Annotated in this window: 25 protein-coding genes; 13 read left to right on the plus strand and 12 right to left on the minus strand. The window is 71.1% G+C overall.

Translation table 11 applies throughout. The features are described 5' to 3' along the window. The first annotated feature begins 37 nt into the window (after window positions 1-37). Both DFQ59_RS16665 and DFQ59_RS16670 read left to right on the plus strand, forming a co-directional pair. Window positions 38-1,354, plus strand: a complete 1,317-nt coding sequence (locus DFQ59_RS16665) for a TolC family outer membrane protein (protein ID WP_245937299.1) — start codon at window positions 38-40, stop codon at window positions 1,352-1,354. A 17-nt stretch (window positions 1,355-1,371) separates the two neighbouring features. Beyond that, the gene (locus tag DFQ59_RS16670) at window positions 1,372-1,863 is read left to right on the plus strand and encodes a hemerythrin domain-containing protein (RefSeq protein WP_114280860.1); all 492 of its coding nucleotides are present in this window, start codon (window positions 1,372-1,374) and stop codon (window positions 1,861-1,863) included. A 52-nt stretch (window positions 1,864-1,915) separates the two neighbouring features. Here the strand turns inward: DFQ59_RS16670 and waaA are convergent, their stop codons facing one another. The 3 genes from waaA to hldE are packed head-to-tail and all read right to left on the minus strand — an operon-like array spanning window position 1,916 to window position 5,623. After that, entirely contained in the window at window positions 1,916-3,202 is a 1,287-nt protein-coding gene (waaA, locus tag DFQ59_RS16675) for a lipid IV(A) 3-deoxy-D-manno-octulosonic acid transferase (protein WP_245937300.1), read from the minus strand. Between the two features lies 1 nt (window position 3,203). After that, entirely contained in the window at window positions 3,204-4,172 is a 969-nt protein-coding gene (gene rfaD / locus DFQ59_RS16680) for an ADP-glyceromanno-heptose 6-epimerase (protein WP_114280861.1), read from the minus strand. Beyond that, the gene (gene hldE / locus DFQ59_RS16685; protein ID WP_114280862.1) at window positions 4,169-5,623 is read right to left on the minus strand and encodes a bifunctional D-glycero-beta-D-manno-heptose-7-phosphate kinase/D-glycero-beta-D-manno-heptose 1-phosphate adenylyltransferase HldE; all 1,455 of its coding nucleotides are present in this window, start codon (window positions 5,621-5,623) and stop codon (window positions 4,169-4,171) included. Before hldE ends, rfaD begins: the two co-directional genes overlap by 4 nt. A 254-nt stretch (window positions 5,624-5,877) precedes the next feature. Between hldE and msbA the strand changes: the two genes are divergently transcribed. Genes msbA through DFQ59_RS16710 form a run of 5 tightly spaced genes read left to right on the plus strand, consistent with a single transcriptional unit; the run spans window position 5,878 to window position 11,672 of the window. Then, entirely contained in the window at window positions 5,878-7,650 is a 1,773-nt protein-coding gene (gene msbA / locus DFQ59_RS16690) for a lipid A export permease/ATP-binding protein MsbA (RefSeq protein ID WP_114280863.1), read from the plus strand. A 42-nt stretch (window positions 7,651-7,692) separates the two neighbouring features. Continuing rightward, window positions 7,693-8,610: an LpxL/LpxP family Kdo(2)-lipid IV(A) lauroyl/palmitoleoyl acyltransferase gene (lpxL, locus tag DFQ59_RS16695; protein WP_114280864.1), complete on the plus strand. Its 918-nt coding sequence runs from the start codon at window positions 7,693-7,695 to the stop codon at window positions 8,608-8,610. Window positions 8,611-8,623: 13 nt separating this feature from the next. Then, the gene (locus DFQ59_RS16700) at window positions 8,624-9,529 is read left to right on the plus strand and encodes a glycosyltransferase family 9 protein (RefSeq protein ID WP_114280865.1); all 906 of its coding nucleotides are present in this window, start codon (window positions 8,624-8,626) and stop codon (window positions 9,527-9,529) included. Further along, on the plus strand, window positions 9,520-10,602 hold the full coding sequence (locus tag DFQ59_RS16705; protein WP_114280866.1) for a glycosyltransferase: 1,083 nt from the start codon (window positions 9,520-9,522) through the stop codon (window positions 10,600-10,602). The genes DFQ59_RS16700 and DFQ59_RS16705 overlap by 10 nt, the downstream gene beginning before the upstream one ends. After that, window positions 10,599-11,672: a glycosyltransferase family 9 protein gene (locus DFQ59_RS16710; protein WP_114280867.1), complete on the plus strand. Its 1,074-nt coding sequence runs from the start codon at window positions 10,599-10,601 to the stop codon at window positions 11,670-11,672. Before DFQ59_RS16705 ends, DFQ59_RS16710 begins: the two co-directional genes overlap by 4 nt. Window positions 11,673-11,688: 16 nt before the next feature. Here DFQ59_RS16710 and DFQ59_RS16715 read toward each other — a convergent pair whose 3' ends face one another. From DFQ59_RS16715 to glnE, 6 genes are all read right to left on the minus strand, one after another. Beyond that, entirely contained in the window at window positions 11,689-12,498 is an 810-nt protein-coding gene (locus tag DFQ59_RS16715; protein WP_114280868.1) for a sulfotransferase domain-containing protein, read from the minus strand. 62 nt (window positions 12,499-12,560) lie between these two features. After that, complete coding sequence (locus DFQ59_RS16720; RefSeq protein ID WP_211314982.1) at window positions 12,561-13,679, minus strand: glycosyltransferase family 4 protein; 1,119 nt, start codon at window positions 13,677-13,679, stop codon at window positions 12,561-12,563. Then, window positions 13,661-14,587 (minus strand): mitochondrial fission ELM1 family protein, encoded by a 927-nt coding sequence (locus DFQ59_RS16725; RefSeq protein WP_114280869.1) that lies wholly within the window; start codon window positions 14,585-14,587, stop codon window positions 13,661-13,663. Before DFQ59_RS16725 ends, DFQ59_RS16720 begins: the two co-directional genes overlap by 19 nt. A 10-nt stretch (window positions 14,588-14,597) precedes the next feature. Further along, window positions 14,598-14,792: a zinc-finger domain-containing protein gene (locus tag DFQ59_RS16730; RefSeq protein WP_114280870.1), complete on the minus strand. Its 195-nt coding sequence runs from the start codon at window positions 14,790-14,792 to the stop codon at window positions 14,598-14,600. A 15-nt stretch (window positions 14,793-14,807) separates the two neighbouring features. After that, window positions 14,808-15,728, minus strand: a complete 921-nt coding sequence (locus tag DFQ59_RS16735; protein WP_114280871.1) for a branched-chain amino acid transaminase — start codon at window positions 15,726-15,728, stop codon at window positions 14,808-14,810. Between the two features lie 76 nt (window positions 15,729-15,804). Then, complete coding sequence (gene glnE, locus DFQ59_RS16740) at window positions 15,805-18,720, minus strand: bifunctional [glutamate--ammonia ligase]-adenylyl-L-tyrosine phosphorylase/[glutamate--ammonia-ligase] adenylyltransferase (protein ID WP_114280872.1); 2,916 nt, start codon at window positions 18,718-18,720, stop codon at window positions 15,805-15,807. A 175-nt stretch (window positions 18,721-18,895) separates the two neighbouring features. Between glnE and DFQ59_RS16745 the strand changes: the two genes are divergently transcribed. Next, complete coding sequence (locus DFQ59_RS16745; RefSeq protein WP_114280873.1) at window positions 18,896-19,582, plus strand: REP-associated tyrosine transposase; 687 nt, start codon at window positions 18,896-18,898, stop codon at window positions 19,580-19,582. Between the two features lie 92 nt (window positions 19,583-19,674). On the opposite strand, the gene groL is transcribed toward DFQ59_RS16745, so the two are convergent. The 3 genes from groL to DFQ59_RS16760 all read right to left on the minus strand — a co-directional run bounded on the left by groL (window position 19,675) and on the right by DFQ59_RS16760 (window position 22,357). Beyond that, a complete protein-coding gene (gene groL / locus DFQ59_RS16750) occupies window positions 19,675-21,336 on the minus strand; it encodes a chaperonin GroEL (RefSeq protein WP_114280874.1) in 1,662 nt (553 codons plus the stop codon). Window positions 21,337-21,398: 62 nt separating this feature from the next. Next, the gene (locus DFQ59_RS16755; protein WP_114280875.1) at window positions 21,399-21,689 is read right to left on the minus strand and encodes a co-chaperone GroES; all 291 of its coding nucleotides are present in this window, start codon (window positions 21,687-21,689) and stop codon (window positions 21,399-21,401) included. Window positions 21,690-21,892: 203 nt separating this feature from the next. Next, complete coding sequence (locus tag DFQ59_RS16760) at window positions 21,893-22,357, minus strand: FxsA family protein (protein ID WP_114280876.1); 465 nt, start codon at window positions 22,355-22,357, stop codon at window positions 21,893-21,895. A gap of 182 nt (window positions 22,358-22,539) precedes the next feature. Between DFQ59_RS16760 and cutA the strand changes: the two genes are divergently transcribed. The 5 genes from cutA to accB all read left to right on the plus strand — a co-directional run bounded on the left by cutA (window position 22,540) and on the right by accB (window position 26,888). Then, on the plus strand, window positions 22,540-22,860 hold the full coding sequence (cutA, locus tag DFQ59_RS16765) for a divalent-cation tolerance protein CutA (protein ID WP_114280877.1): 321 nt from the start codon (window positions 22,540-22,542) through the stop codon (window positions 22,858-22,860). Beyond that, complete coding sequence (dsbD, locus tag DFQ59_RS16770; protein ID WP_245937301.1) at window positions 22,857-25,142, plus strand: protein-disulfide reductase DsbD; 2,286 nt, start codon at window positions 22,857-22,859, stop codon at window positions 25,140-25,142. The genes cutA and dsbD overlap by 4 nt, the downstream gene beginning before the upstream one ends. A gap of 17 nt (window positions 25,143-25,159) precedes the next feature. Further along, on the plus strand, window positions 25,160-25,690 hold the full coding sequence (locus DFQ59_RS16775; protein ID WP_114280879.1) for a TlpA family protein disulfide reductase: 531 nt from the start codon (window positions 25,160-25,162) through the stop codon (window positions 25,688-25,690). A 282-nt stretch (window positions 25,691-25,972) separates the two neighbouring features. After that, window positions 25,973-26,410 (plus strand): type II 3-dehydroquinate dehydratase, encoded by a 438-nt coding sequence (gene aroQ / locus DFQ59_RS16780; RefSeq protein ID WP_114280880.1) that lies wholly within the window; start codon window positions 25,973-25,975, stop codon window positions 26,408-26,410. 40 nt (window positions 26,411-26,450) lie between these two features. Next, window positions 26,451-26,888 (plus strand): acetyl-CoA carboxylase biotin carboxyl carrier protein, encoded by a 438-nt coding sequence (gene accB / locus DFQ59_RS16785; protein WP_114280881.1) that lies wholly within the window; start codon window positions 26,451-26,453, stop codon window positions 26,886-26,888. The last annotated feature ends 16 nt before the right edge of the window (window positions 26,889-26,904 follow it).

Below are 26,904 nucleotides of genomic sequence, written 5' to 3' on the forward strand. Positions count from 1 at the left end.
GCTTCCGCATCGAACCCGGCCGCGCCGGGAAAGGACTATGGACCCCATGAAAATCCGCACCCTCGCCATCGCCACCGGGCTTGCACTGGGCCTGGCCCTGCACTCCGCCGCCGCCAGCGACCTGCTGGAGGTCTACCAGCTGGCGCTGGAGAACGATCCGGGACTCAAGGCCGCCGAGGCCCAGCGCCTGGCCACCCGTGAGGGCATCCCCCAGAGCCGGGCGGTGCTGCTGCCCAAGATCGATCTGGGCGCCGAGGTCGCGGCGAACCACCTCGACACCGACAGCGGCAACGACGACTACGGCGATCGGGGCTACAGCCTCAGCCTGAGCCAGGTGGTCTACGACCGCGGCCTGCTGGTGGCCCGCGGCCAGGCCGACGAACAGGCCAACCAGGCCGATGCCACCTACGAGGCGGTGGTCCAGTCCCTGGTTCTGGACGTGGCCAGCCGCTATTTCGACGTGCTGGCGGCCATCGATGACCTCGGCTTCGCCCGCGCCGAGAAAGCCGCCATCGCCCGCCAGCTGGAACAGACCAAGCAGCGCTTCGAGGTGGGCCTCATCGCCATCACCGACGTGCACGAGGCCCAGGCCCGCTACGATCTCTCCGTGTCCCAGGAGATCGCCGCCCAGAACCGCCTCGACAGCAGCCAGGAGGCGCTGCGCGAGCTCACCAGCATCCTGCCCGAGAGCCTCGCCCCGCTGGGTGAGTCGCTGCCCCTCATCCGACCCGAGCCCGAGGACATGGAAGCCTGGGTCGCCGCCGCCGAGCAGCAGAACCTGCAGCTGCTGGCCGCTCGTTACGGCCTCAACGTGGCCCGCGAGGAGATCAAGCGCCAGTCCGCCGGCCACTACCCGAGCCTGGCCGTGGTGGGCAGCCACAGCTACAGCGACAGCGACGCCGCCGGCATGAGCGGCGGTGAGAGGGATCTCAGCACCATCGGCCTGCAGCTCAACGTGCCCCTCTACCAGGGCGGACTGGTGACCTCCCGCACCCGCCAGGCCCAGTACCAGTTCCAGCAGGCCAGCGAGACCCTGGAGCAGTCGCGGCGCAACACCCTGCGCCAGACCCGCGACGCCTATCGCGGCGTCATCGCCGGCATCAGCCAGGTGAAGGCGCTGGAGCAGGCGGTCATCTCCAACCAGAGCGCACTGGAGGCCACCCAGGCCGGGTTCGAGGTGGGCACCCGCACCATCGTCGACGTGCTCGACGCCCAGCGGGCCCTCTATGGCGCCCAGCGCGACTACTCCCAGGCCCGCTACAGCTACCTCGTATCGACCCTGTCCCTGAAGCAGGCGGCCGGTTCCCTGAGCGTGGAGGACATCAAGCTGGTCAACGGCTGGCTGACCCACTGAGCGCACCAGAACCGACCATGTCCGAGCCGACCCTGAACCAGCAGACGGATCCCGTCGTCTTCCTGCGCCAGACCCACCAGGCGCTCGTGGAGCGCTGCGCCGAGCTGGAGGCCCTCGCGACCCGAGAGAGTCCCGACCCCGGTGCGGCCCGCGCGCTGGGCCGGCAGCTCGGGACACTGCTGGAGCAGCACCTGCGGGACGAGGAGACGGAGCTGTTCACCCGGCTGGTGCGGGTATCGCTGAAGCTGGCGGACCAGATCCATGTCCTGCGCCAGGATCATGAGCGGCTGCGCGCGGCCTGGGCGGACCTGCAGCCGCTGCTGGCCAATCCCGCCGGCGCGCGGGGCGCCGCGGGTTTCGCGGAGCAGGCCGCGGCCTTCGTCCAGCTCAAGCGCGGTCACATCGCCCGGGAAGAGCAGCTGCTGAACCAGGCCCGGCACCTGCTCAGCAGCGCCGCACTGCGGGAGATGCGCAACGCCATGCTGGAGCGCCGCGGCCGGCACGCCTGAGTTCCGCTCCGCCGGTCACCCCCCCGCAATCCCATTTCACCGCGGTGAGTCGTCAGGCATTGCCGCCGGCGACGCTGTCGAGGCAGCTGAGGACGAGCTGCAGCTGGGCGTCCACCGCGCCGCGGTTGTCCGCCACCACGCCACGGGCCCGCTCGCCGGCCGCGTGGCGTTCGTTGGGGTCCCGCAGCCAGCCGCTCACCACCGAGGCCAGGGCCGCGGCATCGCGGACATGGCGCGCCGCGCCCGCCTCCAGCAGCAGCAGGCTGATGCGCTCGAAGTTGAAGACGTGGGGACCGAACACCACCGGTATGCCCCGCGCCGCCGGTTCGAGCATGTTGTGCCCGCCCACCGCCACCAGGCTGCCGCCGACGAAGGCCACGTCCGAGGCGGCATAGAGCAGATTGAGCTCGCCCATGGTGTCGCCCAGGTAGATCTCCACGTCCGGCTCCACGGGCTCGCCCAGGCTGCGCCGGGCGGTGACCAGGTCGAGCCGCTCGCACAGGGCGGCGACGCGCTCGAAACGCTCCGGGTGCCGGGGCACCAGCACCAGCAGCGCCCTGGGCACCTCGGCATGCACGGCGCGGGCGGCCTCCAGGACCAGCGCATCCTCGCCCTCGTGGGTGCTGGCGGCAATCCACACCGGCCGCTCCACCCCCCATTCGCGCCGCAGCGCCTCGCCCGCCTCCAGCAGGCTGGCCGGGAGCCGCACGTCGAACTTGACGCTGCCGGTGACCTTCACCCGCGCCGGGTCGGCGCCCAGCGCAACGAAGCGCCCGGCGTCGGCCGGCGCCTGGGCGGCGATCCAGGCGACCTCCCCGAGCATGGTCCGGGTGAGCGGCCCCAGCCGCCGGTAGCCGGCGGCCGAGCGGGCCGAGAGCCGGGCATTGGCCACCACCAGGGGTATGCCGCGGTCGTGGCAGATGCGGGTGAGGTTGGGCCACAGCTCCGTTTCCATCACCACCACCACCCGCGGCCGGGCGGCATCGAGGAAGCGGCGGACCGCGAAGGGGAGATCATAGGGGGCGTAGGCGTGCCAGACCGACTCCCCGAACAGGCGCCGGACCTGCTCCGATCCGGTGGGGGTGGCGGTGGTGATGAGCAGCGGCGTGCCGGGGCTCACCAGCCGCAGCCGCTCGATGAGCAGGGCCGCGGCCTGCACCTCGCCCACCGACACGGCGTGGATCCACAGCCCCCCCGGCGGCGGGTCCGCGGCCGGGGCGCCGAACCGCTCGCCCAGGCGCGACCAGTAGCCGGGCGCGCGGAAGCCGCGCCACAGCAGCCGCAGGAGCACCAGCGGCGCGAGCAGGTAGAGCAGCAGCGTGTAGAGTCGCAGCAGCACGTCAGGCCGCGGGGGCACCACCCGGGGCCGCGTTGAGCCGGTCGAGGTACTCCCGCACACCCTCCTCCACCGTCCGGAACGGGGCCTCGTAGCCGGCCTCGCGCAGGGTCGAGATATCCGCCTCGGTAAAGCTCTGGTAGCGCCCGCGCAGGTGCTCCGGGAAGGGGATGTACTCGATCTCGCCGCGGCCGTGCCAGGCGATGACCGCCCGCGCCACGTCGTTGAAGGACTGCGAGCGCCCGGTGCCCAGGTTGAAGATCCCGGACACCTCCGGGTGCTCCAGGAACCAGAGGTTCACCGCCACCGCGTCGCCCACGTAGACGAAGTCGCGGCGCTGCTCGCCGTCGGCGTAGCCGTCGCAGCCCTCGAACAGGCGCACCCGGCCCTGCTCGCGGATCTGGTCGTTGAAGTGGTAGGCGACGCTGGCCATGGTCCCCTTGTGCTGCTCGCGGGGACCGTAGACGTTGAAGTAGCGGAACCCGGCCACCGGGCTGCGGACGCCGGGCAGCAGCCGCCGCACGTACTGATCGAAGAGGAACTTCGAATAGCCGTAAACGTTGAGCGGCTCCTCGTGGTCGCGCTGTTCGCGGAACACCCGGCCGCCGCCGTAGACCGAGGCGCTGGAGGCGTAGTAGTAGGGCACGCGCCGCTCGAGGCACCAGTGCAGGAGCGCCTTGGAGTAGTCGTAGTTGTTGCCCATCATGTAGCGGCCGTCCCACTCGGTGGTGGAGGAGCAGGCGCCCTCGTGGAACAGCCCCTCCACCCGCCGGCCGAAGTCCCCGCCCGCCCCGATGCGCGCCAGGAACGCCTCCTTGTCCATGTAGTCGGCGATCTCGCAGTCGGCCAGGTTCTTGAACTTGACCCCGTTGGCGAGGTTGTCCACCACCAGGATGTCGTCGACCCCGCGATCGTTGAGGGCCTTGACGATGTTGCTGCCGATGAAGCCGGCGCCGCCGGTGACGATGATCACTGCTCGTTCTCTCCCTGGCTCGCGCGCCCCGGGGCGCGGATGGAATGGATGATGTCGGTGGTGGAGCAGCCGGGCAGGAAGGGCAGGATGGTTACCCGCCCGCCGGCGCTCTCCACGCACTCGCGCCCGGCCACCTGGTCGGGCCGGTAGTCGCCGCCCTTGACCAGCACGTGCGGGCGCAGGGCGCAGATGAGCCGCTCGGGGGTGTCCTCGGCGAAGGGCACCACCCAGTCCACCGCGGCGAGCGCCGCCAGCACCGCCATGCGCCGCTCCGCCGGGTTGACCGGACGCCCCGCGCCCTTCAGCCGCCGCACGGAGTCGTCGTCGTTCACCGCCACGACGAGCCGGTCGCCCAGGGCCCGCGCCTGCTCCAGGTAGGCCACATGGCCGGCGTGCAGGATGTCGAAGCAGCCATTGGTCATCACCACCCGCTCGCCGGCGGCGCGCGCCGCCTCCATGGCGATGGCCAGCTGCGCCTCGCTCATCATCCCGCGCCCCGGCTCCCACTGCGCCTCCAGCGCGTAGACCAGCTCCGGCACGCTCACCGTGGCGGTGCCGAGCTTGCCCACCACGATCCCCGCGGCCAGGTTCGCCAGCGCCACCGCCGCCGGCAGGTCCTCGCCCGCCGCCAGCGCCGCGGCCACCGTGGAGACCACCGTGTCGCCGGCGCCGGTCACGTCGTAGACCTCCCGCGCCCGGGCCGGCAGGTGCAGCTCGGGCTCGTCCCGGCGCAGCAGGGTCATGCCGTGCTCGCCGCGGGTCACCAGCAGCGCCGCCAGGTCATGGGTCCGCATCAGGTTGGCGCCCCGCTCAACCAGCGCCCGCTCGTCGGGGCAGTGGCCCACCACCGCCTCGAACTCCTTCAGGTTCGGGGTAATCAGGGTGGCGCCGTGGTAGGCGGAGAAGTCCAGGCTCTTGGGATCCACCAGCACCGGCCGGCCGGCGGCGCGGGCGGCGTCGATGAGCTCGCGGCTGCCGGCCAGCGCCCCCTTGCCGTAGTCGGACAGGATCACCGCGCCCGCCGCCGGCAGCTCCGCGACGAACGCCCGCAGCAGGGCCGCGGCGTCGAAACCCGGGAAGCCCTGCTCGAAATCGAGCCGGATGAGCTGCTGGTGGCGGGAGAGCACCCGCAGCTTGGTGACCGTGGGCACGCCCGCCACCCGCTGGAAGCGGCAGGTCACCCCCGCGCCGGCAAGCCGGGCCTGCAGGGTGTCGGCGGCGGCATCGTCGCCGGTGGCCCCCAGCAGGGTGGCGCCGGCGCCCAGCGCGGAGACGTTCAGGGCCACGTTGCCCGCGCCCCCGGGCCGATCCTCCTCGTGCTCAACCCGCACCACCGGCACCGGCGCTTCGGGCGAGATGCGCGCGGCCGGACCCTGCCAGTAGCGATCGAGCATCACGTCGCCCACCACCAGGACTCGGGCGGGCGCGAAATCGGGCACGTTGACCTTCATGGGCGGAACGGATTCCTCGGGCGGGAAAACAGGGCGGAATGATAGCACAGCGGCCCGGGACGGAACGCCGGCCGGCGGCCGCCCGGCGCCGGCCGGGCACCGCCTCCGGGACCCTTCCCTTGTCCCCCCGCAGGGGTCGGGGGTAAAATCCGGCCTCTGTTTACGCCCCACCGGCTTCATCCCGCGACAGGAAATCGACGCCCTTGTCCCCGACTGGGAAACCGCCCCGCCCGCCCGCGCCCTCGCCCCAGGGCATGGACAGCAGGACCCTCTACCTGCGGCTGCTGCAGTACGTGCGCCCATACTGGCGCAGCTTCGCCGCCTCGCTGCTCGCCACCGCGGTGCTCGCGGCCACCGAGCCGGCGCTGGCGGCCCTGCTCAAGCCACTGCTGGACGGCAGCTTCGTGGACAAGGATCCCACCATGATCCGGCTCATGCCGCTGCTGCTGCTGGGAGTCTTCGCCCTGCGCGGCGTATCGGGCTTCATCAGCGCCGTCGCCCTCAACTGGGTGGCGAACAAGGTGGTGATGGATCTGCGCGGCCTGATGTTCGACCGGCTGCTGAACCTCCCCACCCGCTTCTACGACAACCACCCCACCGGCGTCGTGCTCTCCAAGGTGACCTACAACGTCAACCAGGTCACCGACGCCGCCACCAAGGTCCTGGTGGTGCTGGTGCGCGACTCCATCATCATCCTCGGCCTGCTCGGCTGGATGCTCTACCTGAGTTGGCAGCTCTCCCTCATCGCACTGGTGCTGGCGCCCCTGGTGGCCCTGGCGGTGAAGCTCATCAGCGGGCGGCTGCGGCGCCTCAACCGCGAGCTGCAGCAGAGCATGGGCGACATGGCCCACAACCTCGAGGAGATCATCAACGGCCACAAGGTGGTGAAGCTCTTCGGCGGCCAGCCGCCCGAGGCGCGCCGCTTCAACCGGATCAACAACTGGGTGCGCCGCTACACCATGAAGCAGGTGGTGACCTCCGAGACCAACGTCCCGATCGTGCAGATGCTCGCGGTGATCGGCCTGGTGGTGATGATCTACTTCGCCGCCCTGCAGTCGGCCGCGAACGCCATCACCATCGGCGGCTTCGTCTCCTTCTTCGGCGCCATGGCGCTGCTGCTGGCGCCCCTCAAGCGCCTGACCAGCATCAACACGCCCCTGCAGCGCGGCCTGGCGGCCGCCGAGAGCGTGTTCGCGCTGGTGGACGAGGAGCCCGAGGCGGATACCGGTTCCCGCAGCCTGGCGCGGGTGCAGGGCCGGGTGGAGTTCCGGGACGTCTCCTTCAGCTACGAGGCGGACGGCCGCAGGGCGCTGGAGGGCATCACGCTCGCCATCGAGCCGGGCGAGAACGTGGCCCTGGTGGGGATGTCCGGCAGCGGCAAGTCCACCCTGGTCCAGCTGCTGCCGCGCTTCTACCACCCGGACACCGGCGCCATCCTCATCGACGGGGTCGACATCCGCGAGCTGCGGCTGGCGGACCTGCGCCGCCACATCGCCCTGGTCTCCCAGGACGTGGTGCTGTTCAACGACAGCGTGCGCGGCAATATCGCCTATGGCGCCATGGACGGGGCGGACGAGGCCGCCGTCATCCGCGCCGCCGAGGCCGCCCACGCCATGGAGTTCATCCGCGCCATGCCCGAGGGACTCGACACCCTGGTGGGCGACAACGGCGTGCGGCTCTCCGGCGGCCAGCGCCAGCGGGTCGCCATCGCCCGCGCCATTCTCAAGGACGCCCCCATCCTGATCCTGGACGAGGCCACCTCGGCCCTCGACACCCAGTCGGAGCGCTACATCCAGCAGGCGCTGGAGGTCCTGAAACAGGGCCGCACCACCATCACCATCGCCCACCGCCTCTCCACCATCGAGAAGGCCGACCGCATCGTGGTGCTGGACGGCGGGCGCATCGCCGAGACCGGCACCCACGCCGAGCTGCTGGCGCGCGGGGGCATCTACAGCCGCCTGCACCAACTGCAGTTCACCCGGCCGGAGGCCGCGGCAGACGCGGTGGAGGCCCCGGACCCGCCGTGACCCGTCCCGCGCGCTTCCCGCCACACCACTCCGGCGGCATCCATGGCCAGGCGTAGACGCCGCGAGCCCGCACCCTACGCACCGACCTACTGGCCCACCTGGCTGGGTCTCGGGCTGCTGCGGCTGCTGAACCTGCTGCCCTGGTCCTGGCAGCTGGCGCTGGGCCGTTTCCTGGGCGACGCCACCCGCCACCTGGCCCGCTCCCGGGCCCGGGTGGCGCGGACCAATCTCCGGCTCTGCTTCCCGGAGCTGGAGACCGCGGCGCGCGAGCGGCTGCTGCGCGATCATTTCCGGGCGCTCGGCATGGGGGTGGTGGAGCTCGCCATGAGCTGGTGGGGCAGCAACGAGCGCCTGCGCAGCCTGGGCAGCGTCGAGGGGCTGGAGCACTTCGACGCCGCGCTGGCCGCGGGTCACGGCATCATCCTGCTGACCGGGCACTTCACGCCCATGGAGCTGTGCGCCCACCGCCTCTCACTGGAGCGCCCCTTCGACGCCATGTACCGGCCCGCCAGCAACGTGGTGGTGGACCGGCTCACCAAGCGCGCCCGCGACCGCCGCCGCAATACCCGCATCTTCGCCCGCGACGACATCCGCGCCATGCTCCGCAGCCTGCGCGACAACCGCGCCGTGTGGTACGGACCGGACCAGGACTACGGCCGTGAGCTCAGCGTCTTCGCCCCCTTCTTCGGCGTGGACGCGGCCACCATCACCACCACCGCCCGCTTCGCCCGCATGAGCCGCGCCCGGGTGGTACCCTATTTCCCGGTGCGCCGCGCCGACGGCCGCTACGTCATCCGGGTGCTGCCGCCGCTGGCCGGCTACCCGACCGGCGACGCCGAGGCGGACGCCCGGACCATCAACGCCCTGGTGGAGGCGGCGGTGCGGGCGTGCCCGGAGCAGTACCTGTGGATCCACCGGCGCTTCAAGACGCGCCCCCAAGGGGAGCCGCGGCTCTACTGAGCCAGGGATACGCATGCAACGGGCCCTGTTCATCACCCTGAGCAACATCGGCGACGCCGTGCTCACCACGCCGGCGCTGGAGTACCTGCACGCCCGGCACCCGGACCTGCGCTTCGACATCGTCGCCGACGCCCGCTCCGCGGAGCTGTTCACCCACTGCCCCTACCGCGGCGAGATCCTGCTCAAGCACAAGCGCGCCGGCTGGCGGGGACTGCTGCGGCTGATCCGGACCCTGCGCCGCACCCGCTACGTCCTGGCGGCCGACCTGCGCACCGACGGACTGGCCTACCTGCTGCGCGCCGAGCGGCGCATGACCAAGCTGCGGCGCGGTCCGGCCGGCCCCCACAGCGTGGAGGAGCACATGGCGGTGGTGGCGCCCGGCGTGCGCCGCGCGGAGATACCGCCCACCCGCATCTGGCTGACCGACGCGCTGCGCGAGCAGGCCCGCGAGCGCCTCGCCGCCCTGCCCCCGGGGCCCCTGCTGGCCATCGGTCCGGGCGCCAACTGGCTGCCCAAGATCTGGCCCCTGGAGTCCTTCGCCGAGCTGCTGCGCCGGCTCGAGGGGCGGGTGGCGGCGGCGGTCCTGCTGGGCGGCCCCAAGGACCGCGAGCGCGCCGAGGGCCTGGTGCGGGAAGCAGCGCTGCCGATGCTCGATCTATGCGGCACCACCGGGCTGCTGGAGGCGACCGCGGTGCTGGAGCGGGCCGACCTGTTCGTGGGCAACGACTCCGGACTGGGACACCTGGCCAGCGCGGTCGCCACGCCGACCCTCACCCTGTTCGGGCCGGGCGAGCCGGAGCGCTACCACCCCTGGGGTCCCCGCGCCGCCTGGCTAGTGGCGCCCGATCGCGACCTGGCCCGGCTCACCCCCGAGGTGGTGGCGGAGCGGCTCCTGAGGCACCTGGAACGATGGCGCTGATCCCCTCCCTGCATATCATCGGCAGTCGCAGGGGCGGCGGCGCCGAGCGCTTCTTCACCCGCCTGGTGGCGGCGCTGAACCGGGCCGGCCACCCGGCCACCGCGGTGTGCCGGCCCGGCAGCTGGGTGGCGGAGAACCTGGCGGAGGAGATCCCCCGCATCCTCCTACCCATGCCCGGCGCCTGGGATCCCGTCGCCCGCTGGCGCCTGGGCCGCCTCATCCGCCGCTCCGGCGCGGCCGTGGTGCAGACCTACATGGGCCGGGCCACGCGCCTGGTGCGGCTGCCGACGGGCCGGAAACCGGTGCACGTGGCACGCCTGGGCGGGTTCTACGATCTGCGCCAGTACCGCCACGCCCACGCCTGGGTGGGCAACACCGGCGAGCTGGAGCGCCACCTGCGCGAGGGCGGGCTGGCGCCGGCGCGGATCTTCCGCATCGGCAACTTCGCCGAGCCCGCCACACCCGACCCGGAGGCCGCCGCCCGGCTGCGCGGGCAGCTGGGGCTGCCGGCGGAGTGCCGGGTGGCCCTGTGCGTGGCCCGGCTGCATCCCAACAAGGGCATCGACACCCTGCTGGAGGCCTGGGCCCGGCTCCCGGAAGCGCCGGGCGGCGCACCGGCGCGGCTGGTCATCGTCGGCGACGGCCCCCTGCGCGAGGCACTGCACGGACAGGCCCGCGCCCTCGGCCTGGAGCGGCGGGTGGTGTGGGCGGGCTGGCAGAACGACCCCGCTCCCTGGTACGAGCTCGCCGACCTGTTCGTCTGCCCCTCCCGCCACGAACCGCTGGGCAACGTGGTGCTGGAGGCCTGGGCCCACCGCCGGGCGGTGGTGGCCACCCGCAGCGACGGCCCGCTGGAGCTCATCGAGCCGGAGCGTGACGGCGTCCTGGTGCCGGTGGACGATGCCGCGGCGCTGGCCGCCGCCCTGGAGCGGTCGCTGGCCCAGTCCGGGGAGGCGCGCGCGGCGCTGGGCGCCGCGGGCTACCGCAAGCTGCTGGCCGGGCACAGCCCGGAGGCCGTGGTGGAGGCCTACCTGGCGCTCTACCGAAGCCTGCTGGCGGAGGCCCGGGCGTGAGCGCGGGGCGCACGGTTGCGCGGATCCTGGTGCTGCGCCTGAGCGCGCTGGGCGACCTGGTCCAGCTCACCCGCACCGTGAACGTGCTCCACGCCCACTGGCCGGCGGCGCGCATTGATCTCCTCACCTCGCCCCTGGGGGAGAGCCTGTTCCGCGGCAGCGGCCTGTTCGACGCCTTCCGGGTCTGGCCCCACCGCTCGCTGCTGCACCACCCGCTGGAGAGCCTGCGCTTCGTGCGACACCTGCGCCGGGAGCGCTACGACCTGGTGGTGGACATGCACTGCAAGCGGATCACCGGCTACCTGGCGCTCCTGGCGCACGGGAAGCGGCTCATCCGCAACGGCACCCCGCCGCTGCACCGCACCTTCCTCGGCAAGCACCGCAAGCCCGCCCTGCGCATCGACGCGATGCTGCGCGGCCTGGGGGAGCCGGAGGCGGCCGTGGCCCGGAGCATGGCGGCCTACCGGGTGGCGCTGCCGATCCCAGCGGCCAACCGCGAGCGCATGCAGCGGCGGCTCACGGAGGCCGGCCGGGACCCCGCGCGGCCGCTGGTGGCCCTGTCGCCGGGCTCCAGCCCCGGCTGGCCCTCCAAGCGCTGGCCCGCGGAACGCTTCCGGGCCCTGGCCGCGGAGCTGGGCCGGCGCGGCATCGCGGTGGCGGTGACCGGGGCGCCCGAGGAGGCCGGACTGGCGCGGGAGGTGGCGGCGGGACTGGAGGGGGTCTACTGCCTGGCGGGGGAGACCACCCTGCCGGAGCTGGCGGCGCTGATGTCCCTGGCCCGGGTGGCGGTGACCAACGACAGCGGCCCCATGCACCTGGCCGCGGCGGCGGGCACGCCGGCCGTCGCCCTGTTCGGCCCCACGGCCGCGGCGCGCTACGGACCCGACACCCTCTACGGGGCGCCGCACCTGTCGCTGGAGGTGCCGCCGCCCTGCGCACCCTGCTACCGGGGCCACTGCGACAAGGAGCGGCTGCTGTGCCTGGAGGGCATCGCCCTGGAGCGGGTCCTGGCGGCGGTGCTCGAGCGGCTGGGCCCGACTGCGGACCGGGTCCCCGCCGCCGGGCGGTGAACGGGAGCCCGCGGCCTCAGTCGGACCAGTAGCTGTAGCCGAGGGTGTAGCGGGCGTTCTCCTCGAGCGTCGCGGTGAAGAAGCGGATGTCCTCTTCGCCGAACCAGGTCAGGGGATCGCGCTCGTCCATGCGCACCACGCCCTGGTGCCAGTGGTCCTGCTTCACCTTTTTGGCCATCTTTTCCTTCGACGACTCGGCCACCGCGGCGGCGATGATCCCATCGGGCATGTCGATGCCGAAATGCCGGAACACCTCGCGCAGCCCCGCCTCGGTGTCGCGGCGCAGCTCCTCGTACCGCACCACCAGCACCTCTCCGGGAAGGGCGGCCTGCACCGCGCCCCAGCGGTTCATGAAATGCAGATACCACCAGATGTCCACCTGGAAGCGCTTGCCGCTGGGGTCCCCGCGCAGGTACTCGGAGAACGGAATGCCGTACTTCTCCTTGCGCTTCTCGTAGTGGGAGACCAGCGCGGCGCGGATGTCGCGCACCAGCACCACGTAGCGGGGAAACCGGAGCCAGCGGTGCAGCAGCGGCGAGCCGAGCAGGATGTGCGGGATCGAGTGGCTGCTGGCGATGCGCGGCAGGTGCGGATGGATGCGCTTGTGCTTCGGATGCCCGATGAGCTCGTTGCTGAGCTCGTTCTGCACGTATTTCGGCGGCGGCACATCGTATTTCAGCGCCAGGGCGTTGCTCATCATGTGCTTCAGCCACTGGGTGCCCGAGTTCTGCATGCTGACCATGAAGCCCTGGTAGTCGCGGTACTTGAGCATGGCGAAGTTGGAGACATCGCGGCGCCAGCAGTGGTAGGCGAATTTCGAATCCATCTTTTCGGTCGACCTCGAACAATCCGGAAAATGTCATCCCCGCGCCAGCGTGCGCCGGGGTCTCAGGGGCCCGCCACCTCGGCGTAGACCCGCAGCGTCTCATCCAGCATCCGCGCCCGGGTGAAGCGGTGCCCGGCGGGCACCGCGGGCGGGGAGGCGTGCCAGCCGGCGAGCAGATCCACCGCCGCCTCCACGTCGCCGGGCGGAATCCGGCCCGCCGGGAGCACCTCCCGCAGCTGCTCGCCGACCCCGCCGTGATCGTAGCCCGCCACCGGCACCCCCAGGCTGAGAGCCTCGATGGTGGTGCGGCCGAACGCCTCCGGCTCCCGGGACAGCGACAGCACCACGTTGGAGACGGCCATCACCTCGCGCAGGTCCGAGCGGTGGCCGAGGAAGGTGACGTCGTGCTCCAGGCCGAGCCGCGCGGCCTCGGCCCTGAGCTCGGCGAGGAACTCCTCCCGCCGCGGCTCGCAGCCGCCCGCCACCAGGCCGTGCACCGGCACGCCCCGCTGCTTGAGCAGGGCGACGATCCGCAGCAGGTCCTCCTGCCCCTTCCAGCGCGTGACGCGCGCCGGCAGGGTGATCACGAAGCGGCCGGCGAGAGCGGGGTGATCGCCCGCCCAGGCGGCCAGCCAGGCCGGCGGGGGCCGGTAGCCGTAGGGGAATTCGCCGCGATCGACCCCCCGGTGGATCACCCGCACCCGCCCCATGTCCACCCGGGGATAGTTGGCGCGGATATAGTCGCGGATGGTTTCGGAGACGGCGATGATGCGCGCCCCCCGGACCATCACCACGCTGTACCAGGGCTTGGAGTAGGGGCCGTGGACGGTGGTGACCAGGGCCGGCCGCGACTCCGGCGCCATGCCCTGCAGCGCCCGCCAGACGATCCAGCCGGGAACGCGCGAGCGCACGTGGACGATATCCACCCGCTCCTGCGCCAGCAGCCGGCGCAGGGGGCGGACCAGCCCCAGGGTGCGCAGGGACTTCCTGCCGATGGGCCACTGCAGGTGGCGGGAGCCGGCCCGCTCCAGCGGCTCCACCAGCCGGCCGCCGCCCGACATGACCAGGGAGCGGTGGCCGCGGCGCACCAGCTCCGCGGCCACCTCCAGGGTGCCCCGTTCCACCCCGCCGCTCTCCAGCGCGGGCAGCACCTGCAGGACGGTCAGGCGGCGGGCATCCATCGGTCGCAGATCCAGCCCGCGCAGCGGGCCGCCTCGTCAAAGGGTTCGGTGGGGGGCGCCAGCGGGGCGCCAGCGCTCCAGGCTGCGTAGGGGGTCACCAGCCGCGCCTCGATCAGCGCCTCCACGCCCCGGGTGACGCGTCCGGGCCGGCGCGCCCCGAGCTGCAGCAGGCCGACGGCGGCGCCGGAGGTCAGCGCCTCGTAGATCATCGAGACCGAGTCCCCGGTGACCCAGACCCGGCCGCTCTCGGCGAGATGCCCGGCCACCCAGCCCGGCTCCGTCCGTTCCACTGGAACCACCCGCAGGGAGGAGAGCCCGCGCCCGGCGAGAAGCCGCAGAAAGGAGGCCGGCGTGCGCCGCGAGGTGGTGAGGGTGAAGCGGACCGCCGGCGTCGCGGTCACGATCCGCTCCACCTGCGCCACCACCCGCGCGTCTTTCCAGGTGTAGTGGGCCGATTCCCCGCCGATCAGGAACAGCCCGCGATCGTCACGGTGGCCGGTGGTCGGACGCACGGCGTTGAGCACTCCCCGCGTGACCAGGGTGTTGGCCCCGGCCGGCACGCCGTCGTGGGCGGGGACGATGCAGAGATCGAACCAGCGCCGGGGCAGACTCGGGCGCATCAGCACCACGCTCCGGCCACCCCGGGCCCGGCACGCCGCCAGCAGCGCGGGATGGGTGGCATGGCCGGCGCCGATGACGAGCGCGGGGTCGGGAAGTCCGGCGCCGGCCGGAAAGCGTCCGGCCAGCCAGTCCGCCAGGCAGCGCAGCCGCGTGGGAGCGGGAAGGTCGTGGAGCTGAATCCGCCGCCGCTCGTCCAGTGCCCGCACCAGCCCCAGGCTCTGGTTCTCGTGCCCCGGCTTGCCGTCCAGCAGGCGCCAGACGACCAGCGGTGCGGGTTCGCCCCTCACGTCCGCGCGGCTACTCGTCCCGCAGGACGTACTCGGTGCCGCAGTAGGGGCAGACGGCGCGGCCGGTCGTTTCGATGGGCAGGAACACGCGCGGATGGGAATTCCACAGGCTCGTTCCCGGCAGCGGGCAGTGCAGGGGCAGGTCCTTGCGGGCGACCTCGCAGCGGGTCGGGGCCTGGGCGGTGGCGGTACTGTTCTCGGCCATGATTCTCCTCGCGACTCAGACGTAGGCGAGCCAGTCGGCATGGGCATCGAGGCGCCCATGCACCAGGTCGAAGTAGAGCGACTGCAGGCGTTCGGTCATCGGGCCGCGGCTGCCGCTGCCGATGAGCCGGCCATCCACCTCGCGGATCGGGGTCACCTCGGCGGCGGTGCCGGTGAAGAAGGCCTCGTCGGCCACGTAGACCTCGTCACGGGTGATGCGCTTCTCCACCACCGGAATGCCGAGTTCCCGGGCCAGGTCGATGACCGTGGAGCGGGTGATGCCGTCCAGCGCCGAGGTGAGATCCGGGGTGTAGATGGTGCCGTTGCGGACGAGGAAGATGTTCTCGCCGCTGCCTTCCATCACGAACCCCTCGTTGTCCAGCAGCAGGGCCTCGTCGTAGCCGCACTCCAGCGCCTCCTTCAGCGCCAGCATGGAGTTCATGTAGTTGCCGTTGGCCTTCGCCTTGCACATGGTGATGTTCACGTGATGGCGGGTGAAGGAGGAGACCTTGACCCGGATCCCCTTCTCCATGTTCTCCGCGCCCAGGTAGGAACCCCAGTCCCAGGCGGCCACCATGGTGTGCACGCGCAGGTTGTCGGCGCGCAGGCCCATGCCCTCGGAGCCGTAGAAGCACATGGGGCGGATGTAGGCGCTCTGCAGCCCGTTCTCGCGCACCACGGCGCGCTGGGCCGCGTTCACCGCCTCCTTGTCGAACTGCATGCGCATGCCGAGGATGTGGGCGGAGCTGAACAGCCGGTCGGTGTGATCCTCGAGCCGGAAGATCGCCGTGCCCTGTTCGGCCCTGTAGGCGCGCACGCCCTCGAACACGCCCATGCCGTAGTGCAGGGTGTGGGTCAGCACATGCACCCGGGCCTCGCGCCACGGCACCAGCTCGCCGTCCAGCCAGATGACGCCGTCACGGTCATCCATACTCATTCCACTGTTCTCCTCGTAGGTGCAGATTCATCTGCGCAGCGCTGCCGCCCCGGGCAGCCGCCGACCCATGCGCCCTTCACGTCTCCAGCTGCGCGGCCCAGATCCGGCGCACGGCCTGGCGGTAGTCGTTGAAAGCGCCCTCTTCCACCCGGGCGGGCTCCTGCTGCAGCGCGCAGCGGTGCACCACCTCGCGGTACGCCCGATAGGCGTCGGCCAGCAGTTCGGCGTCGGCGGGATCCATGAGGCCCGCCGCGGCGAGTCCCTCGAGGATGCGGATATTGTCGGGGTAACGCAGGAGTTCCGGGTGTTCGCTCGACCAGAGCAAGACCCCATATTGGACCATAAATTCAATGTCCGCGATACCACCCGGATCCTGCTTGAGGTCGAACCAGCCCGCCTCGCGGCTGCCCAGCGCCTCGCGCATGCGCTGGCGCATCTCCCGCACCTCGCGGGCCAGCGCCCCGCGCTCGCGCCGCCGACCCAGCACCGCGCGCCGGATCCCATCGAAGCGGGCGCCGAGGGCGGCGTCGCCGGCCACCGGCCGGGCCCGCACCAGCGCCTGGTGCTCCCAGGTCCAGGCGTCCTCGCGCTGGTACTCCGCGAACGCATCCAGCGAGCTCACCAGCAGGCCCGAGGCGCCGGAGGGCCGCAGGCGCATGTCCACCTCGTAGAGCACGCCCGCCGGGGTGAGGGTGTTGAGCACGTGGATGATGCGCTGGCCCAGGCGGGCGAAGAACACCCCGTTGGCCACCGTCCGCGGCCCGCCGGCGGTGTTGCCGTCGGGATCCCCCCCGTGCAGGAACACCAGGTCCAGGTCCGAGCCGTAGCCGAGCTCGATGCCGCCGAGCTTGCCGTAGGCGATGATGAGGAAGCCCGATTCGAGCGGCTGTCCATCGCTGCCGGTGGGCCGGCCATAGCGGAGCGCCATCTGGGACCAGGCCAGATCCAGCACCTGGCGCAACACCACCTCGGCAATCTCGGTCAGGTGATCGCTCACCTTCATCAGCGGCAGCGCACCCATCATGTCGGCGGCGGCCACCCGCAGCACCTGGGCCTGGCGGAAGTGGCGCAGGTGCTCCATCTGCTGCTCCAGGTCCTCCTCGGGGACCCGCAGCATCTGCTGGCGCAGCTCGTCCTCCAGCGCCGCGCCGCGGGGCGGGGCATACAGGGAGCGGGGGTCGAGCAGCTCGTCCAGCAGCAGCGGGTGGCGGGCCAGCTCGGTGGCGATCCAGGGGGAGGCGGCGCACAGGCGCACCAACTGCGACAGGGCCATGGGGTTTTCCACCAGCAGCGCCAGGTAGGCGCTGCGCCCGGCGACGGCCTCGAGGATGTCCAGCACGCGGAAAAAGGCCCGCGCCGGCGCCTCCAGCCCGCCCACCGCGCCGAGCAGCAGGGGCATGAGCCGATCCAGGCGCTCCCGGCCCTGGCGACCGAGCACGCGTGCCGTGGTGCCGCCGCGCAGCTGCTCCAGGCGCCGGTGCACCTCGGCGACGTCGTCCAGCCCCGCCCGGGCGAGAATCTCCTGGGCCTGCCCCGCATCGAAACGCCCCCGCCACACCGACTCCAGCTCGGCATGCCCTCCCGACTCCGCGGCCGGGGCCTCGGCCTGGGGCGCGGCGATGACCTGGTCGAAATGGGCGTGCACCGTCTCCATGTGCCCGTGCAGCGCCTCCAGGAATCCCTTCCAGTCGGCGTAGCCCATGCCGTGGGCAAGGCGCAGCCGACCGAGGTCGTCGTCGGGCAGACGCTGGGTCTGCTGGTCCTCCACCGCCTGCAGACGGTGCTCGACCCGGCGCAGGAAGACGTAGGCCGCGGCGAGTTCGCGGCTGACGAACTCCGGCAGGTAGCGGCGCTCGGCGAGCACCCGCAGGACCTGCAGGATGCGCCGCTCCTGCAGCCGGGTGTCGCGGCCGCCGCGGATCAGCTGGAAGGCCTGGCCGATGAACTCCACCTCGCGGATGCCGCCGGGCCCGGTCTTGACGTTGTCCTCGATCCCCTTGCGGCGCACCTCGCGGGCGATCATCTCCTTCATCTCGCGCAGGGACTCGAAGGCGCCGAAATCCAGGTAGCGGCGGTAGACGAAGGGCCGCAGGGCCGCCAGCAGCTCCCCGCCCCGGGCGCGGTCGCCGCCCACCACCCGGGCCTTGATCATGGCGTAGCGCTCCCACTCGCGCCCCTGTTCCTGGTAGTACTCCTCCAGGGCGTCGAAGCTCATGGCGAGCGGGCCGCTGCCGCCGAAGGGGCGCAGGCGCATGTCCACCCGGAACACGAAGCCGTCCCGGGTCTGGGCATCGAGCACTGCGATGAGGCGCCGGCCGAGGCGGATGAAGTACTCCTCGTTGGCCACGCGCGGACGCCGGCCCCGCGTCTCGCCATCCTCCGGGTAGGCGAAGATGAGATCCACGTCCGAGGAGAGGTTGAGCTCGCCGGCCCCGAGCTTGCCCATGCCGATGACCACCAGGGACTGGGGCGTTCCGTCCGCCCCGGCGGGCGTTCCGTACTCCTTGCGCTGCCAGGTGTCGAGCAACCCGAGCGCCCGGTCGATGCAGTGCTCCGCCAGCCGGCTCAGGTCGGTCATGGTCTCGTCGAGGCCGGACCAGCCGGCGAGATCGCGCCAGATGATGCGCATCATCTCGCGGCGGCGGAAGGTGCGCAGCAGCTGGGCGAGGTGGTCGTCGTTGAGCACTTTGCCGAGGTGACGGTCGAGGCGCGATAGCAGCTCCCCCGGCGCATCCGCGGCGAACAGGTCGCCGCTGGCCTGGAGCCCGGCCAGCAGGGCCGGCTCGCGCGCGCACCACTGGGCCACGTACTCGCTCCCGGCCCAGACCCGGCACAGCCCGCGGAGGAATTCCGGATGCCCCGCCACCGGCACCTGCTCGCGCTCCGCCGACTCCACATAGCGGGACCAGTGCCGTTCCACGGCGGGGCGCAGCGGTTCGGGCAGCTGCGCAAGCGCGCGCAGGAATGGGGGATGGGGCGCGTCGGTGGGCATGGGAGAGTCCTGTGTTTCCTTTTCGGGGACAGTTTACTTATTTCAGAACACCGTCAACTTGCCGACTTTCGGAGCGAACGCCTCGCTCGATGCGCACCGCCACACCTATCGGCGTGCCTCCCGCATCATACAGCGATAGACTCGACTTGCAGTCACGGACGACAGGAGGTCAACGATGGCCAGGATGGCCCGCTTGGTGGTTCCCCATTATCCACACCATGTCACCCAACGCGGCAACCGGCGGCAGCAAGTCTTCTTCAGCACGGCCGACTACAGACTTTACCTGGAGTTGCTGGCCAAGGCCTGCCGCGAGCAGCAGACCCGGGTCCTGGCATACTGCCTCATGCCCAACCATGTGCATCTGGTCATGGTACCTGATCGCGAGGATGGACTTCGCGCCGTGCTCGGGGAGGTCCACCGCCGCTATTCCCGCCACGTGAACCGGCGCGAGGACTGGCGCGGCCATCTCTGGCAGGAGCGCTTCTACTCATCGGTGATGGACGAGTGGCACCTCCTGGCAGCGATACGCTACGTCGAGCTGAACCCGGTTCGGGCCGGGCTGTGCGGGCAGGCGTGCGAGTGGCCCTGGTCGAGCGCTGCCGCCCACCTGGATGGGCGGGACGACGACCTGGTGAGCGTCGCCCCCATGCGAGAACGCATCTCCGACTGGGAGGGCTATCTGCAGGTGGACGTGGATACAACGGAAGGGGAAAGAATCCGGCGCCACGCCCGAAGCGGGCGCCCGCTGGGCAGCGACGAGTTCGTGGCCCAACTGGAGCGCCTGACCCGGCGGCGCCTCAGGCCGGCCCGGCGCGGACGGAAAGGGAGCGGGCTGGAACGTCGGGAGAGGGAGTTGAAATAAGTATACTGTCCCCGATAAACGACGCGCAAAAAACGGAGCCCCGCACAGGGCGGGGCTCCGGGTACTGCGGGCCGGTCGGTAAGGCGCCGGGCTTACATCATGCCCATGCCGCCCATGCCACCCATGCCGCCCATGCCGCCCATGTCGCCCATGTCGCCACCGCCGGCCTTCTCATCCTTCGGATGCTCGGCCACCATGCACTCGGTGGTGATCAGCAGGCCGGCCACGGAGGCGGCGTTCTGCAGCGCGGAACGGGTCACCTTGGCGGGATCCAGGATACCCATCTCCACCATGTCGCCGTACTCGCCGGTCTGGGCGTTGTAGCCGTAGTTGCCCTCGCCCTCGCGGACCTTGTTCATGACCACGGAACCCTCGGAGCCGGCGTTGGCCACGATCTGGCGCAGCGGCTCCTCCATGGCGCGGCGGGCGATGCTGATGCCCATGTCCTGGTCGTGGTTGTCACCCTGCAGGGCGCTGATGGCGGCCTGCACGCGGACCAGCGCCACGCCACCGCCGGGGACGACGCCCTCTTCCACCGCGGCACGGGTGGCATGCAGGGCGTCCTCGACGCGGGCCTTCTTCTCCTTCATTTCCATCTCGGTGGCGGCGCCCACCTTGATGACGGCCACACCGCCGGCCAGCTTCGCCACGCGCTCCTGGAGCTTCTCGCGGTCGTAGTCGGAGGAGGTCTCCTCGATCTGCTTGCGGATCTGCTCCACCCGGGCCTTGATGTCATCGGGGGAACCGGCGCCATCGATGATGGTGGTGTTCTCCTTGGTCACCTCGACCTTCTTGGCATGGCCCAGATCGTCCAGGGTCACCTTGTCCAGCGCCAGACCCACCTCCTCGGAGATGACGGTGCCGCCGGTGAGGATGGCGATATCCTGGAGCATGGCCTTGCGGCGATCGCCGAAGCCGGGGGCCTTGACGGCGCAGACCTTCACGATGCCGCGGATGGTGTTCACCACCAGGGTGGCCAGGGCCTCGCCCTCCACGTCCTCGGCGATGATCAGCAGCGGCTTGCCGGCCTTGGCCACGCCCTCGAGCACCGGCAGCAGTTCGCGGATGTTGGAGATCTTCTTGTCGTGCAGGAGGATGTAGCAGTCGTCCAGGATGGCGGCCATCTTCTCCTGGTTGTTGATGAAGTAGGGGGAGAGGTAGCCGCGGTCGAACTGCATGCCCTCCACCACGTCGAGCTCGTTCTCCAGACCGGAGCCGTCCTCGACGGTGATGACGCCTTCCTTGCCCACCTTCGCCATGGCGTCGGCGATGATGCGGCCCACCAGCTCGTCGGAGTTGGCGGAGATGGTGCCCACCTGGGCGATGGCCTTGTCGTCGGTGCAGGGCTTGGAGAGGTTCTTCAGCTCCGCCACGGCGCCGGCCACGGCCTTGTCGATGCCGCGCTTCAGATCCATCGGGTTCATGCCGGCGGCCACCGCCTTCATGCCCTCGCGCATGATGGCCTGGGCCAGCACGGTGGCGGTGGTGGTGCCGTCACCGGCCACGTCGGAGGTCTGGGACGCGACCTCCTTCACCATCTGCGCGCCCATGTTCTCGAACTTGTCCTTCAGCTCGATCTCCTTGGCGACGGAGACACCGTCCTTGGTGACGGTGGGGGCGCCGAAGGCCTTCTCCAGCACCACGTTGCGGCCCTTGGGGCCCAGGGTCACCTTCACGGCGTTGGCCAGGATGTTGACACCGGCAACCATGCGGTGGCGGGCGTCGTCACCGAACTTAACGTCTTTCGCAGCCATGCTATCGATACCTCTTTATCCGGAGTTCTCAGAAACAATCGGGGATTCGGTCGGGGCGGGGCTCAGCCCTCGATGACGCCCATGATGTCCTCTTCGCGCAACACGAGGACCTCATCGCCACCGATCTTGACCTCGGTGCCGGAATACTTGCCGAACAGGACCTTGTCGCCCACCTTCACATCCATGGGACGCACCTCGCCGCTGTCCAGGATGCGCCCCTTGCCCACCGCCAGCACCTCGCCCTGGATGGGCTTCTCGGTGGCGGAGTCGGGGATCACGATGCCGCCGGGGGTGGTGCGCTCCTCGGCCTGACGGCGGACGATCACGCGGTCATGCAACGGACGGATGTTCATTCAGTCTCTCCTAGTCTCAAGATGACAGCAGTTGTGACTGCCGCTTCCGACCCGGCGGGCCGGGGAACGGCGTTCATCAGTGGAATTGTTAGCACTCGCCTCAAGTGAGTGCTAATAATAGTCAGCGACCCGCCCGAGTCAAGCACTGGCGACGGGCTTTTCGCGGAAAGCGTCCACCGGCCGCCGGACAGGCCCGCGAACCTTCACTCGTCCTCGCGCCGGTACTCGCCCTCGATGGTGCGGGAGCCGTCTTCCGGGGCGCCGCCCTCCGCCCCCCCGCCGCCCGGCCGGCCATGCCCGGCCTGGAGCAGGATGCCCCGGCGCAGGACCCAGGCCGCCAGCAGGCGGCGCAGCGCGGGCACCAGCAGGGCGAAACCGAGGGCATCGGTGAAGAAGCCCGGGGTCAGCAGAAAGGCGCCGGCCAGGAGCAGCCCCACCCCCTCCACCATCTCCAGGGCGGGCAGCCGGCCGGCGTCCACGCTCTGCTGCACCCGCTGCAGGGTGGCCAGCCCCTGGCGCCGCAACAGCGCCACGCCGATGACCGCCGTGAGCACCACCAGGGCCACCGTGGGCAGGGCGCCGATGACGCCGCCGACACGGATCAGCAGCATCACCTCGAGCAGGGGAATGGCGAGGAAAAGCAACAGCAGCAGTGGAAAGGGTCGCATGGAGGTGTGGTCTGCTCCTGGTCAGCCGCGGGATGGTCCGAAGTGGACGTTGCGGACCGTGCCGGCCCGCTTCGGGTCTCCTAGCAGATGGGGGCGCCTTGGCCCGGAGACAAGGGTTGGGGTATCTTTCGCTTTCGCCGCCCGCCCGTGCGGAGGCCCGCCGGCGACCGGAGATGCCCGCGATGACCACACCCTACCGGATCGTGCTGTGTACCTGGCCCGCCGACCGCTCCCCCCTGGAACTGGCCGGCCGCCTGGTGGAGTCCGGCCTGGCCGCCTGCGTGAACGTGGTTCCGGGCATCACTTCGGTCTACCGCTGGCAGGATCGGGTGGCACAGGATGGTGAGCAGCTGCTGCTGATCAAGACCCGGGAAGACGCCATTCCGGGGCTTGAGAAGGCGATCCTCCACGCCCACCCCTACGAACTTCCGGAGCTTGTCGCGGTCGCTATCGAGAGTGGTCTCGAAGACTACCTGGACTGGATGGAGAAGAATATAAAGTGAGCATCAGGACTCTCATGCACCTGCTCGCGGCCCTGCTGCTGCCGGTCGCGCTGCCCGTGCACGCCCAGGGCGGGGGGGAGCCCCTGCAGCCGGAGGAGGCCTTCGCCCTGCAGGCGGACGCCGAGGACGCCGACACCCTGCGCCTGGACTGGACCGTCGCCGAGGACTACTACCTCTACCGGGACAAGTTCCGCATCCAGAGCGACACCCCCGGCATCACCCTGGGCCAGCCGGAGATCCCGGCGGGCAAGATCAAGCGCGACGAGTTCTTCGGCGACATCGCCATCCTGCGCGGCGCGGTCAGCGTGCGGGTGCCGCTGCTGCGCGCGGCCGACGCCCCCCGGACCCTGGCCCTCAAGGCCACTGCCCAGGGCTGCTGGGACGGCGGCATCTGCTACCCCCCCTATACCCATACCGTCAGCCTCGACCTGCCGCCCGCCACGCCGGCCGCGGCGGCGGAACCGTCCGCGCCCCCGCTGCAGAAGCTCGGCGAGCTGACCCGGAGCCTGGGCCTGGAGGCCGGCGGCGACGACGAGTTCCTCGATCCGGACGACGCCTTCATTCTCGACACCCGCGTCGAGGCCGACGGAACGGTGGTGGCCGACTGGGCCATCGCTCCCGGCTACTACCTCTACCGGGACAAGTTCAGCGCCGCGGTGAAGGGCGGCGAGGGCATCCGCGCCGGCGTCCTGGAGCTGCCGCCGGGCGAGGAGAAGGAGGACGAATTCTTCGGCCGCATCCGGGTCTTCCACGACCGGGTCGAGGCGCGCCTGCCACTCAGCCGGGCCGAAGGCGGCGCCGGCACGGTGGAACTCGCCCTCGGCTACCAGGGCTGCGCCGAGGCCGGCCTCTGCTACCCGCCCATCGTCAAGACCGTGAGCCTCGCGCTGCCCGAGGGCACGCCGAGCGCGGCGGCAGCGGCCACGGCGCCACCGGCCGCGGCGGCGGCGCAGCCGGTCTCCGAGCAGGACCGGCTGGCCCAGTCCATCGCCAGCGGCGGCTACCTGGTGACCATCGCCCTGTTCTTCGGAGCCGGGCTGCTGCTCTCCCTGACCCCGTGCGTATTCCCGATGATCCCCATCCTCTCCAGCATCATCGTGGGGCACGGACACAAGCTCACCACCCGCAAGGCCTTCACCCTGTCCCTGGTCTACGTGCTGGCCATGGCGGTGACCTATACCGTCGCCGGGGTCGTCGCCGCGCTGCTGGGCGAAAACCTGCAGGCGGCGTTCCAGAACCCGTGGGTGCTCGGCACCTTCAGCGTGGTGTTCGTCCTGCTGGCCCTGTCCATGTTCGGCTTCTACGAGCTGCAGCTGCCCTCCGCCCTGCAGAGCCGCATCACCGAGGTCAGCAACAAGCAGCAGGGGGGATCGCTGACCGGCGTGGCGGTGATGGGCTTCCTCTCGGCGCTCATCGTGGGGCCCTGCGTGGCCCCGCCGCTGATGGGCGCGCTCATCTATATCGGCCAGACCGGCGACGCCCTGCTCGGCGGCACGGCGCTGTTCGCCCTCAGCATGGGCATGGGCATGCCGCTGCTGGCCATCGGCACCTCCGCGGGCAAGATCCTGCCCCGGGCCGGCGCCTGGATGGATACGGTCAAGGCCGTGTTCGGCGTGCTGCTGCTGGCCGTGGCGGTGTGGATGCTGGAACGCATCCTCCCGGGCCAGGTGACCATGCTGCTGTGGGCGGGCCTGGCCATCGTCTCCGCCGTCTACATGGGCGTGCTGGAGCCGGTCCCCACCGAGTCGAGCGGCTGGCGCCGGCTGTGGAAGGGGCTCGGCGCGGTCCTCGCCGCCTGGGGCATCCTGCTGCTGGTGGGCGCATCCACCGGCAACACCGACCCGCTGGAGCCGCTGGCCAACCTCGGCCGGGGCGGCGGCTTCGCCCAGGCCGGAACGGCCGCCCCCGCCCACGGCCTCGAGTTCCGCCGCGTCAAGACGGTGACGGATCTCGACGCCCAGGTGGCGGCGGCGGCGGGCCGCGGCCAGCCGGTGATGCTCGACTTCTATGCCGACTGGTGCATCTCCTGCAAGGAGATGGAGAAATACACCTTCTCCGACGCCGGCGTGCAGCAGGCCCTCGCCGGGACCCTGCTGCTGCAGGCGGACGTGACGGCCAACGACGGGGAGGACAAGGCCCTGCTGAAGCGCTTCAGCCTGCTCGGGCCGCCCTCGATCCTGTTCTGGGGCCCCGACGGCGTGGAGCGGCCCGGCTACCGCGTGGTAGGCTACCTGCCCGCGGAGGAGTTCCGCCTCCACGTTGCAAACGCCATCGCCCCCTGATCCGGTAACCCAGCCTCATGATCCGCGCCTCCCGCCGCCTCTCCGCCCTGCTCCTGCTGACCGCCGTGCTGGCGCTGCCCGCCTGCGACAGCGGAACCTCCACCGTTCCGCAGCCCCGCGCCGGGACGGCCCCGGAGCTGCGGCCGGACTTCTCCCTGCCCGATGCCGACGGCACGCTGCACGCCGCCTCGGAATGGGACGGCCAGGTGCTGGTGGTGAACTTCTGGGCCACCTGGTGCCCGCCCTGCCGGCGCGAGATCCCCACCTTCATCGAACTGCAGCAGGAGTACGGCGCGCGCGGGCTGCAGTTCGTGGGCCTCGCCATGGACGAGGCCGGCCGGGTGCGGGATTTCGCCACCACCCTGGGCATCAACTACCCCCTCCTGGTGGGCGAACAGGCGGTGGTGGACGCCGCCCGCGCCTACGGCAACGAGGCCGGCCTGCTGCCCTACTCCGCCGTGGTGGACAGGGAGGGAAAGATAGTCTTCACCTGGGCCGGCGAGCTGACCCGCGAACAGGCCGAGGAGGTCATCCTGCCCCTGCTCTGAAGGGCGGCCGCCCGGCACCCCGGGCGGGCCCGCCGCCGTCCCGGGAGCCTGTCGCGCCACCCGCCCGACGCTGCACCGCAGCATCACACTGGCGCAAATCGACAGCTATCGGTCGCGAACCTGCGCGAACTCACACCGAACAGCTCTAATCTGGACAATCCCCCACCGGTCGTGCACAATTCGGGCCCGAACTCCCGTGCTGTGCCGAGGCCCCGGATCGCATCCGGCGCAACCGCATGGCACCGTTGAGGCCGTTCCACCGCACTCCGGGGTCCCGAGCGCATGGCGTACATCCTGGTTCTCCATGGACCGAATCTGAATCTCCTGGGCGACCGGGAACCCGGACACTACGGCCAGACCACCCTCGCGGAGATCGACGCGCGGCTGCACCGGCAGGCGGAGGCCGCCGGACACCGGATCGAGACCCTGCAGAGCAATGCCGAGCACGAACTGGTGGCGGCCATCCACAGGGCCGGACGCGACGGCGTCGACTTCATCCTGATCAATCCGGCCGCCTTCACCCACACCAGCGTCGCCCTGCGCGATGCGCTGCTCGGTGTCGGCATCCCCTTCGTCGAGGTGCACCTCTCCAACGTCCATGCACGCGAGGAGTTCCGTCGCCACTCCTACCTCTCGGACGTGGCCGTGGGCGTCATCAGCGGACTGGGTGCACATGGCTATGAACTCGCCCTGGAGGCCGCGCTGCGGCGCCTGGCCTGAGGGCTTCGAATCCAACCTGAACTCCGGGCGTACCCCAAACATGGATATACGCAAGATCAAGAAACTCATCGAACTGGTCGAGGAATCGGGAGTCTCCGAGCTGGAGATCCACGAGGGCGAAGAGTCGGTGCGCATCAGCCGCCATGCCCCGCAGGGCGTGTACCAGACCGTCCAGCAGGTGCCGGCCCCGGCACCCGTCCCGGCGGCGGCGCCCGCACCCGCCGCCGAACCGGCGATCCCCTCGGGGCACATCGTGAAATCCCCCATGGTGGGAACCTTCTACCGGGCCCCGAACCCGGGAGCGAAGCCCTTCGTGGAGATAGGCCAGACGGTCAAGGTGGGAGAGACCCTCTGCATCGTCGAGGCCATGAAGATGATGAACCAGATCGAGGCCGATCGTGCCGGTGCGATCAAGGCCATCCTGGTGGAGAACGGCGAGCCGGTGGAGTACGGCGAGCCTCTCTACGTCATCGAGTGACGCCCTCCGCGGGTTC

It is taken from the genome of Thioalbus denitrificans (assembly GCF_003337735.1).
Classification (GTDB): Bacteria; Pseudomonadota; Gammaproteobacteria; order DSM-26407; family DSM-26407; genus Thioalbus; species Thioalbus denitrificans.